Below are 12,556 nucleotides of genomic sequence, written 5' to 3'. Positions count from 1 at the left end.
CGAGCGGAAGGGAGCATGTGTTCGACGCGTCACATGCGGTGACCGGCCGCGAGCGGCCGTCACAGCACCGCGACCGGAGTGACGGGTGAGCCCGTCCCCCTTGGAACGTTCAACGGCGCCACGACCAGCAGGAACGTGTGACGCCCCGCCTCGGCCGTGGCGGCGGAGAGCGCTTCGAGATCGAGGTTGTCCAGCAGCGGCACCCCCATCGCGGTCAGGGCGAGCACATGGACCGGAGAGTGCACCCCGTCGACCGGCGAGGGCCGTACGTCGTTGTCACCGTCCCCGCCGAGCAGCGCGATACCGCGCTCGGCCAGCCAGGGGACGGCGTCCACATGGAGCCCCGCGCTCGCCGCGCCGGTGTCCCAGGCGCCGCGTTCCGCCCGGCGGCGAAGGCTCCCGGAGCGCAGCAGCACCGCGTCCCCCTCGCCGATCGTCACCCGCAGGGCCTCTTCGGCGGCAGCGATGTCCTCGGCGTGCACCGCCTGTCCCGGCTCCAGCCAGGCGGTCCCCAGGACGGCGGGGAGGTCGAGCAGGACACCCGTCGTGACGAGCGGTCCGAGCGCGCCGACCGCGCCGTAGTGGGCGCCCGCGGCGTCGATCACCTCGTGCGCGGCCCGGCCGCCGTAGAGCCGCCCCCGGTAGGCGGCGTGGCTCAGCGCGTCGAGATGGCTGAGGCCCTTGCCGTGGTAGTCGGCGGCGAGGAAGTCCTTGTGCACGGCGGGCTCCGGTGGCTCCACGTCGCCCAGGTCCGTCATGTGGTGCAGCGCGGGCCTGGGGTTGTCCGGCGCGGGCTCCGTGTCCCAGGGGCGGGCCAGCGGGACGGCCGCCCCGGACCGTACGCGGGCGGCGGCGCGCCGCATGTGCTCCGGGGTCACCCGGTTCCAGGCGCCCCGGTCGGCTGGGGTCCAGCGCCCCCACGCCTGGACCGCCTCGAAGAGCGCGTCGAACTCCTCGCGGGAGACGGCGGGTCCGTTGCTGCTCGTCATCCGTGCTCACCCCGATGGGGTTCGGAACGGTATGGGGTGCGGCCTCTGTAAGAAGTCTAGAAGTTCCAGATGCGTGCGGCGGCCCGGGGCGACCGGCGTGCGCGCAGACGGACCCGGCCGCCCCGGGCGGGGACGATGGTCACCGCCACGAGCCGCGCCGGTTCCAGCGGCCCGGCGGGCTCGGGGACGGCGGCCGCGAGGATCTCCCGCAGGACGGTCTCGATCTCCAGCTGGGCCAGCGACACCCCGATGCAGCGCCGCAGACCGCCGCCGAACGGCGTCAGCGCGTACGGCGCCGGGTCCGCGCCGAGGTGGCGCTCCGGCCGGAAGGCGTCCGGTCGCGGCCAGAGCCCGGGGTCGAGGTGGGTGAGCGGGAACAGCGCCGCGACGAACGCGTGCCGGGGCACCGGGTGGCCGCCGAGCTGTGTGTCGTGGGCCGCGGTGCGCATGGCGTTGTAGACGGCGGGGCGCAGTCGGCCGGACTCCTTGACGGTGGCCTTGAGCAGTCGGTCCGAGCCCGCGTCGAGGTCGGCGATCAGGTCGTCGCGGGCGGCGGGGTGGTGGGCGAGCAGATGCAGCGTCCAGGCGATCGTGGTGGCCGTGGTCTCGTAACCGGCCAGGACGAGGCCGGTCAGCTCGTCCAGGAGCTGGGCGTCGTCCAGCCCGGCCCCGTGGTCGTCGCGGGCGTCCAGCAGCATGGACAGCACGTCGTCGCGGTCGGCGCGGTCGGGCGCGGCCCGGCGCGCGGCGATCTCCTCGCGGGTCAGGTCCCGGACGGCGGCGCGGAGCCGGTGGAAGCGCCCGCCCGGCGAGAGCGGCCCGAGATCGCGCCGCAGCGGCCCCGGCAGGAACAGGACGGCGAGGTTGCCCATGTCGACGAACGCGTTCAGCGCGTGGCGGAAGGCGGCGATCCGGGCCGGGTCCGTCAGGCCGAAGACGACGCGCAGGATGACATCGAGCGTGAGCCGCTGTGCCCATGGCCGCACGGGCACGCCGTCGCCGCCCAGCAGTTCGGGCAGCCCGGTGTGCACCAACTCCCGCACCCGCTGCGCCCAGCCGGTGATCCGCTCCCCGTGGAAGGGGGGCAGCAGCAGCTTGCGGTGGGTGAGGTGCAGGGGTGGCGGTGTGCAGATCAGCGATCCGGCTCCGATCGCGGGCGCCAGCAGGGCGGCGGCGTCTCCGCCGGTGAACCGCTGGTGGTCGGTCAGCACGGCCCGGTTGGCCGCGGCGTCGGCCGCGCAGACCAGGGCACCCCGGTACGGGAAGACGCGGAGCGAGAAGACCGGCCCGAACTTCCGGCGCAGGGTGCGGGTGTAGCCCTGCGGATCCCGGAGCATCCGCGCCGTCTGTACGGGCCGTGGCGCGCGGGCGGCCGGTGGGAAGAGGCGGGGGTCCCACGGCGGCTCGCGGGTGAACGCGTCGCTCATGGCTGCCAGGGCCCGGTGGGGTCGTCGTAGGCGGCGGTGTATCCCTCGGTGGCGATGGGCGCCTGGAGGATGTGGTCCGGGACGGCGAACGCCTCCACGAGGGCGGGCGCGTGGGGTGCCAGCCCGGCGGCGACGCGGTCGACGGCGTCGTCGGCGAGGTCGCGGACCGCGTCGGCGGTGAGGTGCCCGTCCGCCAGCAGCAGCCCCGTGTGCGGGGCGAGGCGCTGCAGGGCGAAGAGCTGGAAGAGCCGCTCCAGCAGGCTCCGCGTGGCGTCGTCGGCGACGCGGTCGACGGCGGCCAGGAACGCCTGGGCGGCGCGCCGGGCGGCGTAGGCGTCGACGAGGTCCAGGGCCGGGTTCACCGCCTGGTTCCAGCGGTCCAACGGGCCGTCGCTGGACCGGGTGAGCCGGTTGCGGGCGTGCTGGAGGCAGCGCAGCTCGTGCCGTACGAGCAGGTCCAGCAGCACGGCGCGGTCGGTCAGTGGGCTGGTCAACTGGCTGGACGGGGCGGCGGGGGCCGGGGGCGGGCTGTAGCCGCGCCCGGTCAGCATGTCGGCGGCGGCCTTCGTCCAGATGACCAGGTTGTCGCCTTCGGCCGTGATGGTGGACTCGATCGGCGTGATGAGGTCGACGATGCGGTTGGCCGACAACAGCCCCTGGGCGCCGCAGCGCTCCCGGCACTCGATCGCGATCTCCCTGGCCTGCCAAGTGATCCAGCCCTTCGCCGCCGCGACGAGCACCTCCGCCTCGGCCGACTCGGGGTCGCCCGGGCCCGTACAGCCGCGGGTGGCTTCGCGCAGCAGGAACGTCGCCGCGTAGGCGCGGGCCGCCGCCCCGAGCAGTCGGGTCTGGTGGCAGCGGTAGGCGAAGAGCGGGACACCGGTGCGGCTGGCCGGGGCGAAGGTGTGCCGCCGATGGGCGTACCGCATGGCGACGGTGAGGCCCGCCCTGGCCCCGCCCAGCGCCGCCGCGGCCAGGCAGAGCTTGCCGGTGGTGACGCGCTGGATGGACCGCAGGAACCGGCGGCGCCGACTGCCGAGCGCGCTGCGGAAGGCGCCTTCGGCGGTCAGGTCCGCGTGGTCCCCGGCCAGCAGCGCCGTACGCTCCAGGACGACCTGGTCGAACGAGGTGATGGCGTGGTCGACGGCCGAACCGGGCGTCTCCGATAGGGGCCGTATCCGGATGCCGGGCAGCGGGCCGTGCTCATCGCGCAGCGGCACGAGGAACAGGAACACGCCGCAGTCCTGGTCGCGGACGATCAGCCTGGCCGCGACCAGACCGCTCTTGCGGCCCCCGGCGGGGCCGGTGTTGGGCATGAACTTCTGGGCACCGGCCGATGGAGTGTGCAGGACGAAGGTGTCGGCCTCCGGCTGGTGAACCGCCGTGGTCTCCAGCTCGGCGGCGTTGTTCCCGTAGCCCAGCTCGGTGATCAGAACGGTGCCGTACCGGTGGAGCCGGGTGAACGGTGAAAGGTCCACGGTGCGACGGGGGTCGAGGCGGAGGAGGCTGCCGAGAAACAGGTTGTAGTGGATGGTCGCCAGCGTGGTCAGCGATCCGTCGACCGCTCCCAGCCACTCGTGCAGCGACACCAGCCGGTCCGTCGCCGTGACCAAGCCCTCGACGGATTCGATTCCTTCATTGACGATCCGCAAACGCTCATAAGCCAGTTCCGAACGCTCCGACACCGACAATCCGTCGCGGTAACGGAAAATGTCCCGCCGGAAATGCTCCGTCCAGGGTCTGTGCAGATCGTCGAATCGCCCGTCGAAAAGCACCTCGGTCAGCTGCGACACCTGTGCCCGGCCCGCCAGAACGGCAGTGCCCATCTCCGCCCTCTCCCCCGTATCCCCCCGCCGCGCCGTGAACTCGGCTCAGAGTGCGCCGAAGAGCAGATGGCTCGCCGAGTTGACCGGGTCCTCGTCACGGTAGAACTGCGCGGCAGCGGTCATCAGCTGGTCCTGCGTCAGCTGCCCACCGCCCTCGGCCAGCCGGTCGAAGGCCGCCCCGGCCTCCTCCTCGGGGACGCCGATGGCGGCGATGACCGCGACGAAGTCGCCCTTGCCGACCAGACCGTCGTCATCCCGGTCGCCGAGGCGGAAACCGGCCCGGTAGAGCGGGGCGATCAACATGTCGAAGTGGTCGCTCACCTGGCTCAGGGCCTGGCTGAACTCGCCCTTGTCGATACGGCCGTCACCATCGGCGTCGGCGGTCTCGCGCAGTGCCCGCCAGTACGTCATCAGCGCGTCGGCGTATTCCTTGCCCTTGGGCGCCGTGCGCTTCTCGCCGACAGCGGCCAGCACGCGGGCGCCCATCAGCTCGAAGTCGTCTTCGGCGATCACGCCATCCCCATTGACATCCAGCAAGGCGAACAGCTTTTCGTACTTCTGGTCCAGTAGCGCGCCCATAAGGTCCCCACCCTCCAGTGCCGACACTTCGCCGTGCCTCGAATATTTTCCGAAGCGCAGGAAAGATTACCGAGAACGGCCAGGAGGATGAGACCGTTGTGTATTCTCTTTCGAGTGAAAAGCGCGCCTCAGGCGTGACGTAACGCGACGTGGCGTCAGGCGTCGCGGCGGCGCACCGCCCACCAGCCCGCGAGGAGCGCGGCGGCCACCCACAGCGCCATCACCGCGAGACCCGCCCAGGGGCCGAGGTCTCCCATCGGGTCCTGGTACAGCACCTGCTGTCCGGCGCGGTCCGGCAGATAGTCGGCGACTCCCCCGGCGATGTCCCCGACCACGAAGCCCACGATCAGGATGAACGGGATGAGCAGGCTCAGCACCGCGGTGGCGCTGCGCAGCAGGAAGGTCAGCCCCGCGGCGAACAGGGCGATCAGGGCGAGATACACGCCCGCGCCGACGCAGGCCCGCAGCGCTCCCGGTTCACCGAGGCCGATGGCGTCCTCGCCCAGGAACACCTGGCCCGCGAAGAAGCTGGCGAAGGCGGTGACGAGCCCCACGGCGAGCCCGGCGCCCGCCACGGCCGCCGTCCTGGCCGCGTAGAAGAGGCCCCGGCGCGGTACGGCCCACAGGGAGATCCGCAGGGCGCCGTTCGCGTATTCGGAGGAGACGGCGGTGGCGCCGAAGGCGATGGCGGCGATCTGCGCGAAGTTGATCGCGTAGAACGCGTCGAAGACACGGTCCTCGGAGTCGTCCAGCTCTGCCCGGCCGACGGTGGCGAAGGCCAGGACGGTGATGGCCAGTGTGGCGGCGAAGACCGCGATGAGTGAGCCGAAGCTCGCCCGGATGGATCTGATCTTGATCCACTCGGAGTGCAGCACCGCTGTGACGGACATGGTCGGGTCTCCTGTCAGGTGGTCGGGGAAGCGGGAACGGCGGCGGTGAACTCCGCCTCGTCGGCGGTGAGGGCGAGATAGGCCTGTTCCAACGAGGCGCGCTCATCGGCGAGTTGGAACACCGGGATGCCCTCGCGGGCGGCGACGGCCCCGATCTCCTCGGCCTTGGCGCCGTCGACCACCCAGCCGCCGTCCTCGCCTTCCAGCATGGTGTGTCCGCGCGCCACCAGCGTGGCTCTCAGCCGGATCGGGTCGCTGGTGCGCACCCGTACGCGGGGATGGCTGTGCTGCTCGATGAAGTCGCGCATGGACACATCGGCCAGGAGCCGCCCCCGGGCGAGGACGACGAGGTGATCGGCATACGTCGCGGTCTCGTTCATCAGATGGCTGGAGACCAGGACCGTGCGGCCCTCCTCGGCGAGTCGGCGCAGCAACTGGCGGATCCAGACGATCCCTTCCGGGTCGAGGCCGTTGGCGGGCTCGTCCAGCAGGAGTACGGGCGGGTCGCCGAGGAGCGCGGTGGCGATGCCGAGGCGCTGGCGCATGCCCAGCGAGAAGGTCTTGATACGGCGGCCCGCCACGGTGGCGAGACCGGTCTCCTCCAGCACCTCGTCCACGCGGCGGACCGGGAGGCGGTTGCTGACGGCGAGGCAGCGCAGATGATCGCGGGCGGTCCGGGAGCCGTGGGCCGCCTGTGCGTCGAGCAGGGCCCCGGCCGTGCGCAGCGGTTCGCGCAGGGTCGCGTACGGGCGGCCGCCGATGACGGCGGTGCCGGAGGTGGGGTGGTCGAGGCCGAGGATGAGGCGCATGGTGCTGGACTTGCCCGCGCCGTTGGGGCCGAGGAACCCGGTGACCCGGCCCGGTTCGACGCTCAGCGTGAGCCGGTCGACGGCCCGGGTGCTGCCGTACTCCTTCGTCAGGTCATGTACGTCGATGCTGGTCATGGCTTCAGCCTGGCCGTACGGCCCGGGCGCGGGCATCCCCCGCCGGAGGAGACCGGCTCCCCCGCGCGGGGGAGCCGCCGCGCCGCCCGCTCTGCCACGATGACGGCATGCCAGGCCTCCTGCTGCCGCTGACGTGTGCGGTCACGTACACCCGCTGGCTTCACCTGCTGGTGGGGTCGATCGTGCCGTTCGTCTGCGCCATGATCTATCCGGGGCTGGTCCGTCCGTCGCCGTCCGACTGGGCGCTGATCGCGGTCCTGCCGGTCCCCCTGGTCCTGGCGGCGGCGATGGTGCCCGTGACGCGCCGCGCGGAGGGGCTGCAGGCGCGGATGATGCTGTTTCCCGGGCCGCACGCACGGGTGCGCGGCGACGGGGACCCGGGGGTCTCCGCCGCTCCGTCCGCCTCGTGGAGCGACCGGGCCAGAACCGGTGTGTGGCTGGTGCTGCGGCTGGAGGCGGGCCTCGCCGTGGCGCTGGTGACGGGTCAGTTGATGGCCCTGACCCTGTCGCTCGTGGGGGCGGCGGCCGGGGATCCCGAGGTGAGCGACTCGGCGTTGCTGGGGTCGGGTACGGGCTGGGCGTACGCCCTGCTGGTGCCGGTGCCCCCGCTGGTGCTGGTCGCGCTGGCCGCCGGGGCGGGCGCCCTCATGGCGGCGGCCGCCCCACGGCTGCTCGGCCCGTCGGCCAGGGAGCGCCTGGCCGAGCTGGAGGAACGTACCGAGCGGCTGCTCGAACGCAACCGCATCGCCCGGGAGTTGCACGACTCCCTCGGCCACGCCCTCACCTTGGCCGTGGTCCAGGCGGGCGCCGCCCGGGCGGCCCGCGACCCGGAGTTCACCGACCGGGCGCTGGAGACCATCGAGGAGTCGGGCCGGGCCGCGCTGGAGGATCTGGAACGCGTCCTGATGGTCCTGCGCGAAACCGCGCCCCCGCCCGGCGCCCGGCCCGCACTCGGCGATGCGGACCGTCTGCTGGAGTCGGCCCGGTCCTCGGGGGCGCGGATCGACGCCGAGGTGACCGGTCCGCTGGAGCGGGTACCGGGCCCGGTGTCCCGCGAGGGCTACCGGATCCTGCAGGAGGCGCTGACCAACGTCCTGCGGCACGCGGGCCCCGTACCCGTCCGCGTCCGCATCGCCGTGGACGAGGCGCGGCTGCGGCTGGAGGTGCGCAATCCGCTGAGCGCGGAGGCAGCGGCGGCCGTCACGGGCCGTGGCAGCGGGCTGCGCGGCATCCGCGAGCGCGCGGCGCTGCTCGGCGGCGAGGCGCGCACGGAGCGGGACGGCGGCCAGTGGCTGGTCCACGTCGATCTGCCGGTGCGGTGATCAAGACGCCCTCCGGGCACCCCCTATGCTGACCGGATGCTCACCGTTCTCCTGGTCGACGACGAACCTCTGGTGAGGGCGGGCCTGCGCGCCGTACTGGAGGCGCAGCCGGACATCGAGGTGGTGGGCGAGGCGGCCGACGGAGCCGCCGTGATCCCCTTGGTACGCCAACTGCGCCCCGATGTCATCGCCATGGACGTACGCATGCCGCTGATGGACGGCATCGAGGCCACCCGCACCGTCCTGCGCACGGTCCCGGACCCGCCGAAGATCGTCGTGGTGACGACCTTCGAGAACGACGAGTACGTGTACGGGGCGCTGCGCGCGGGCGCCGACGGGTTCCTGCTCAAGCGGGCCCGCCCGGCGGAGATCGTGCACGCCATACGGCTGGTGGCCGAGGGCGACTCCCTGCTGTTCCCGGCGGCGGTGCGCCAGCTGGCCGCCGCGTACGGCGAAACCCACGGCACCGCCGAGGCCCGGGCCACCCTGGAGCGCGCCGCGCTGACCGACCGGGAGGGGGACGTGCTGCGCCTCGTGGCCCGCGGCCTGTCGAACGCGGAGATCGCGGCGCGCCTGGTGGTGGGCACCGAGACGGTCAAGTCGCATATGAGTTCCGTCCTGGCGAAACTCGGCGCGCGGGACCGCACCCAGGCGGTCATCGCCGCGTACGAATCGGGCTTCGTCTCCCCGGGCCGATGACCCGGCGGCCGGGGCCGACTAGCCGCGGGCCTCGGGCGAGGTGAGACCGGCCAGCAACAGCCGCTTGCCGCGGTGGAAGTGGGCGTCCCAGTCGTCCTTGTCGAGGAGCGGGAAGTGGCCTGCGAGGGTGGGGTACGCGCCGATACGGGCGCGGAGGTGGGCGTCCACGGCCGAGCGGGTGGCCGCCTCGTCGGTGCGCTCGCGCCACACCGCCTCGGAGGAGGCGGAGCCGATCACATAGTGGGTGATCGTGGCCGCGGCGGACGAGAGGTGCACCCCCTCGAAGCCGCCGGTGGCGAGCGCGGTGTAGGCGAACTCCGAGCAGCGCAGGGCGTGGGGGCCCATGAGAGGCCGGGAGCTGGCCAGGGCGGCGGCCCAGGGGTGCCGCAGCAGGACGGAACGCAGCCCGGTCATGAACGCCTCGACGTCCGCCAGCCAGGAGGCGCCGTGCTCCTCGGGGAGGTCGAGTTCGGCGAAGACCGCGTCGAGAGCCAGGTCGAGGACGTCGTCCTTGGTGGCCACGTGCCAGTAGAGGCTGGTCGCATGGGCACCGAGCCGCTCCGCGAGCCGACGCATGCTCAGTTTGTGCACGCCGTCACGGTCCAGTAGCTCCACGGCGGTGGCGATGATCCGCTCGTGCGACAGCTGAGGCCGTGTGCGGGAGGCCTTTTCCGCCCGGAACCAGACCGATCCCGGTGCGTTCTCCGGCGTCTTCTTTCCCTTGTTCCCGTTCTTCGGCTTCGCGCTCACGAGGCCGCAGCCTATCTCGCCGCCATCACACCTCCTCGCTCCCCTACAGTGATGGACGCAATCCAACACTGTAGGAGAACAACAGGGACGAGGGAGGAACATGAGCAACGAAGAAGGCCATCCGCGCCGGTGGGCGATCCTGGTGGCGCTGTGCGCCGCCCTTCTCGTGATCGTCGTCGACAACACGGTTCTGCATGTCGCGGTGCCCGCCATCGGCGACGCCTTCGGGGCCTCAACGGGGCAGTTACAAGCGGTGATCGACGCCTATGTCGTGGTCTTCGCCGGGCTCCTCATCACCGCGGGGGTGCTCTCCGACCGCTACGGCAGGGGGCGCACCGTCGTCGTGGGGCTGCTGGTCTTCGGCCTGGCGTCGGCGCTCGCGGCGGCGGCCCCCACGGTGGGGTGGCTCATCGCGATGCGGGCCCTCATGGGCGTCGGCGCGGCGCTGGTGATGCCCGCGACGCTCGCGGTGCTCGTCGCGGTGTTCCCCGCGGCGGAGCGCCCGCGGGCCTTCGCGGTGTGGAGCGCGGTCGCGTCCGTGGGCATGGCCGCCGGGCCCCTGCTCGGTGGGGCGCTGGTCGACGCGTGGAGCTGGGCGGGGGTTTTCCTGATCAACGTTCCCGTCGTGGCGGTGGCCCTGGCGGGGATCGTACGGCTGGTGCCCGAGACGCGGGCCGGGGACGGGCGGCGGCTGGACCTGCCCGGCACCGTGCTGGTCACCGCGGGGATGACCGGCCTGGTGTGGACCCTGATCGAAGCCCCGGCGCACGGGTACGCCTCCGCCGCCGCACTGACCGGGGCACTGGTGGCGGTGGCGGCGCTCGCCGGCTTCGGCGTACGGCAGGCCCGTTCCCCGGCGCCGATGGTCGATCTGCGGCTGTACCGGGACCGGAGGTTTTCCGGGGCGAGCTTCGCGGTGGCGATGATGACGGTCGCGACGGGCAGCACGCTGTTCATCCTGAGCCAGCATCTGCAACTGGTGCTGGGCTACAGCGCGTTCGAGACCGGGCTGGCGGCCGTACCGCTCGCGGTGGGGGTCGTCGCGGGCTCGGCCGTGGGCGGCCGGGCACCGGCCAGGTTCGGGGCGCGGGCCTGCGTCGTGGCGGGATTCGCCGTCACCGCGGCCGGTTTCGCGGCGCTGGCCTCGCTGTCCGAGGGCGGCGGCTACGTGGCGGTGTCCGGCGGGCTGGCACTGACCGGGATGGGATCCGGTGTCGCGGGCCCCTCGGCCACCAGCACCGTGCTCGGCGCGGTCCCCCCGGAGCGGGCCGGCATGGGTTCCGCGCTCAACGACACCCACCAGCAACTCGGCATCGCGCTGGGGGTGGCCGGGCTGGGCAGTCTGCTCGCCACCGCCTACCGGGCCGGGCTTCCCGGCGGCCTGCCCGACCACGCGATGTCCTCGCTCGGGGCCACGCTGTCGTACGCCGGTGGCCGCGCAGGTGGAAGCGATCTGGCCGCGTCGGCCCGTTCGGCCTTCGCCGATGCCCTGTCCCTCACCATGACCATCGGGATGGCGACCGCTCTGACGGCCGCGGCCGTGGCCTTCTTCGCCCTGCCGGGCCGCACCGATCGTGGCGGCTCCAGGGTGGCGGCGGCCGGGCCGGAGGGCTCAGGTGAAGAACCCTATGTAGGACGAGGCGAGGCTTGAGACCAACCAGAACACTCCGAAGGCGATACCGATGATGATCAGTATCGCCAGTACTCTGTCCGTCTTGCGGACCGCGGTGAACGGATGTCGGGGTTCCGGGTCTTGTGAGCTCACTCGATCAACATACGGTACGACGTCGATACCTGTGGAGCCTTGTTAATGCTTCCGTAACCGCCTGGTCCCCCAGGGACACGGACTGTCGACAACCCGCCGCCCTGGAGCGGTGCCCGTATTTCCGTGCGCAAGCGGACATCCCGGGCCGCCGCACCCCGGAGGCCTCGTCCGCGTCCTGACCGACAGCGACCGTGGCATCGTCGCCGCCGCGGCCGCCACCGTCGTGAGGAGGGCGAGCCCGATCGCGCCGCTCGTCTGGCGCGCCGTGTTGAGCAGTCCGGCGGCCAACCCGCCCTGCTCCCGGGAAACTTCACCCGTCGCGACGACCGTGATCGGGGTGAACGAGGCCGCCGTACCGAACCCGAACACCGCCCCCGGCAGCACCACCGACACCAGATACGGGCTGTCCGCACCGATCAGCGCCGCCATCGCGACGCAGCCCGCCGCGCCCACCGGACAGCACAGCACCGTCGCCCGGCGGGCGCCCAGCCGTATCGTCAGCGGCCCCGCCACCTGCGCCCCGGCGAACATCGCGAGCCCCACCGGCAGATACCCCAACCCGGCACGCAGCGGCGGATAGCCGTGCACGTCCTGGAGGTACAGCGACAGCAGTACCGAGCTGGTGTAGAAGCCCAGGCCGAGCAGCAGCATCACGACGTTGCCGCTGCTGACCGTACGCAGCCGCAGCACGCCGAGCGCCACCAGGGGCGCGTCCGCCCACCGCGCCTGGTGCAGCACGAACACCACGAGCAGCGCGAGCCCGCCGCCCAGCGACCCGAGCACCTCCGGCCCGGTCCAGCCGACGGCGGACGAGCGCATCACCGCGTACACGACGCCGACCAGCCCGGCAGTGGACATCCCGGCGCCCGCCACGTCCAGCCGGGCGCGTACGGCCGGGCGGGTGCGCGGCGGCAGGACGACCACGGCTCCGGCGATGGCCGCCACTCCGATCGGCACGCTGACGAAGAACACCCAGCGCCAGCCCGCTCCCTGCGTCAGCACCCCGCCGATCACCGGCCCGACCGCCGCGCCCACCGCGCCGACGGCACTCCACGTGCCCAGCGCGCGGGCGCGGTGCTGCGGATGGGTGAACGTCGTGGTCAGCAGCGACAGCGTCACCGGCAGCAGCAGCGCACCACCGAAACCCTGCACCGCGCGTGCCACCAGCAGCAGTTCGGCCGACCCGGCGAACCCGCCCGCCAGCCGCGCCGCCGTGAACAGTCCCATGCCCGCCACGAAGACCCTCCGCTGCCCGAAGACGTCGGACAACCGGCCACCGAGCAGCAGGAATCCTGCGAACGCGAGGGTGTACGCGTTGACCACCCACGGCAGCGCGGCCGCCGAGAAGCCCAGCCCGGCCCGGAT

General features: G+C 72.8%; 11 protein-coding genes. 3 read left to right on the top strand and 8 right to left on the bottom strand.

Translation table 11 applies throughout. The annotated features are described in order from the left end of the window. Positions 1–59 precede the first annotated feature (59 nt). The 6 genes from ACFV9T_RS07325 to ACFV9T_RS07300 all read right to left on the bottom strand — a co-directional run bounded on the left by ACFV9T_RS07325 (position 60) and on the right by ACFV9T_RS07300 (position 6,655). On the bottom strand, positions 60–989 hold the full coding sequence (locus ACFV9T_RS07325; RefSeq protein ID WP_385437317.1) for a cyclase family protein: 930 nt from the start codon (positions 987–989) through the stop codon (positions 60–62). A gap of 56 nt (positions 990–1,045) precedes the next feature. Next, complete coding sequence (locus ACFV9T_RS07320) at positions 1,046–2,416, bottom strand: cytochrome P450 (protein WP_385437316.1); 1,371 nt, start codon at positions 2,414–2,416, stop codon at positions 1,046–1,048. Then, positions 2,413–4,242, bottom strand: coding sequence for an acyl-CoA dehydrogenase (locus ACFV9T_RS07315; RefSeq protein ID WP_385437315.1), 1,830 nt, complete (start codon positions 4,240–4,242; stop codon positions 2,413–2,415). Before ACFV9T_RS07315 ends, ACFV9T_RS07320 begins: the two co-directional genes overlap by 4 nt. A 45-nt stretch (positions 4,243–4,287) precedes the next feature. Beyond that, positions 4,288–4,821 carry an EF-hand domain-containing protein gene (locus ACFV9T_RS07310; RefSeq protein ID WP_385437313.1) on the bottom strand — a complete coding sequence of 178 codons (534 nt, stop codon included), beginning with the start codon at positions 4,819–4,821 and terminating at the stop codon, positions 4,288–4,290. A 155-nt stretch (positions 4,822–4,976) separates the two neighbouring features. Then, entirely contained in the window at positions 4,977–5,711 is a 735-nt protein-coding gene (locus ACFV9T_RS07305) for an ABC transporter permease (RefSeq protein ID WP_385437312.1), read from the bottom strand. 14 nt (positions 5,712–5,725) lie between these two features. Continuing rightward, on the bottom strand, positions 5,726–6,655 hold the full coding sequence (locus tag ACFV9T_RS07300) for an ABC transporter ATP-binding protein (protein ID WP_385437311.1): 930 nt from the start codon (positions 6,653–6,655) through the stop codon (positions 5,726–5,728). Between the two features lie 107 nt (positions 6,656–6,762). Here ACFV9T_RS07300 and ACFV9T_RS07295 point away from each other — a divergent pair, with 107 nt between their 5' ends. Further along, on the top strand, positions 6,763–7,977 hold the full coding sequence (locus ACFV9T_RS07295; RefSeq protein ID WP_385437309.1) for a sensor histidine kinase: 1,215 nt from the start codon (positions 6,763–6,765) through the stop codon (positions 7,975–7,977). A 36-nt stretch (positions 7,978–8,013) separates the two neighbouring features. Next, positions 8,014–8,676, top strand: a complete 663-nt coding sequence (locus ACFV9T_RS07290) for a response regulator (RefSeq protein ID WP_385437308.1) — start codon at positions 8,014–8,016, stop codon at positions 8,674–8,676. 18 nt (positions 8,677–8,694) lie between these two features. Here the strand turns inward: ACFV9T_RS07290 and ACFV9T_RS07285 are convergent, their stop codons facing one another. Then, positions 8,695–9,426 carry a TetR/AcrR family transcriptional regulator gene (locus tag ACFV9T_RS07285; protein WP_385437306.1) on the bottom strand — a complete coding sequence of 244 codons (732 nt, stop codon included), beginning with the start codon at positions 9,424–9,426 and terminating at the stop codon, positions 8,695–8,697. Positions 9,427–9,526: 100 nt separating this feature from the next. Between ACFV9T_RS07285 and ACFV9T_RS07280 the strand changes: the two genes are divergently transcribed. Further along, positions 9,527–11,077: an MFS transporter gene (locus tag ACFV9T_RS07280; RefSeq protein ID WP_385437305.1), complete on the top strand. Its 1,551-nt coding sequence runs from the start codon at positions 9,527–9,529 to the stop codon at positions 11,075–11,077. A 156-nt stretch (positions 11,078–11,233) separates the two neighbouring features. On the opposite strand, the gene ACFV9T_RS07275 is transcribed toward ACFV9T_RS07280, so the two are convergent. Further along, positions 11,234–12,556, bottom strand: coding sequence for a DHA2 family efflux MFS transporter permease subunit (locus ACFV9T_RS07275; RefSeq protein ID WP_385437423.1), 1,323 nt, complete (start codon positions 12,554–12,556; stop codon positions 11,234–11,236).

Origin of the sequence: Streptomyces sp. NPDC059850, assembly GCF_042731515.1 — a bacterium.
Taxonomy (GTDB): Bacteria; Actinomycetota; Actinomycetes; order Streptomycetales; family Streptomycetaceae; genus Streptomyces.
This window is presented reverse-complemented; position numbering and strand designations above follow the sequence as displayed.

Coding starts and splice junctions, on each gene's coding strand:
- ACFV9T_RS07315 (WP_385437315.1), bottom strand. CDS start 4,242: ATGGGCACTGCCGTTCTGGCGGGCCGGGCACAGGTGTCGCAGCTGACC.
- ACFV9T_RS07310 (WP_385437313.1), bottom strand. CDS start 4,821: ATGGGCGCGCTACTGGACCAGAAGTACGAAAAGCTGTTCGCCTTGCTG.
- ACFV9T_RS07290 (WP_385437308.1), top strand. CDS start 8,014: ATGCTCACCGTTCTCCTGGTCGACGACGAACCTCTGGTGAGGGCGGGC.
- ACFV9T_RS07325 (WP_385437317.1), bottom strand. CDS start 989: ATGACGAGCAGCAACGGACCCGCCGTCTCCCGCGAGGAGTTCGACGCG.
- ACFV9T_RS07300 (WP_385437311.1), bottom strand. CDS start 6,655: ATGACCAGCATCGACGTACATGACCTGACGAAGGAGTACGGCAGCACC.
- ACFV9T_RS07305 (WP_385437312.1), bottom strand. CDS start 5,711: ATGTCCGTCACAGCGGTGCTGCACTCCGAGTGGATCAAGATCAGATCC.
- ACFV9T_RS07295 (WP_385437309.1), top strand. CDS start 6,763: ATGCCAGGCCTCCTGCTGCCGCTGACGTGTGCGGTCACGTACACCCGC.
- ACFV9T_RS07320 (WP_385437316.1), bottom strand. CDS start 2,416: ATGAGCGACGCGTTCACCCGCGAGCCGCCGTGGGACCCCCGCCTCTTC.
- ACFV9T_RS07280 (WP_385437305.1), top strand. CDS start 9,527: ATGAGCAACGAAGAAGGCCATCCGCGCCGGTGGGCGATCCTGGTGGCG.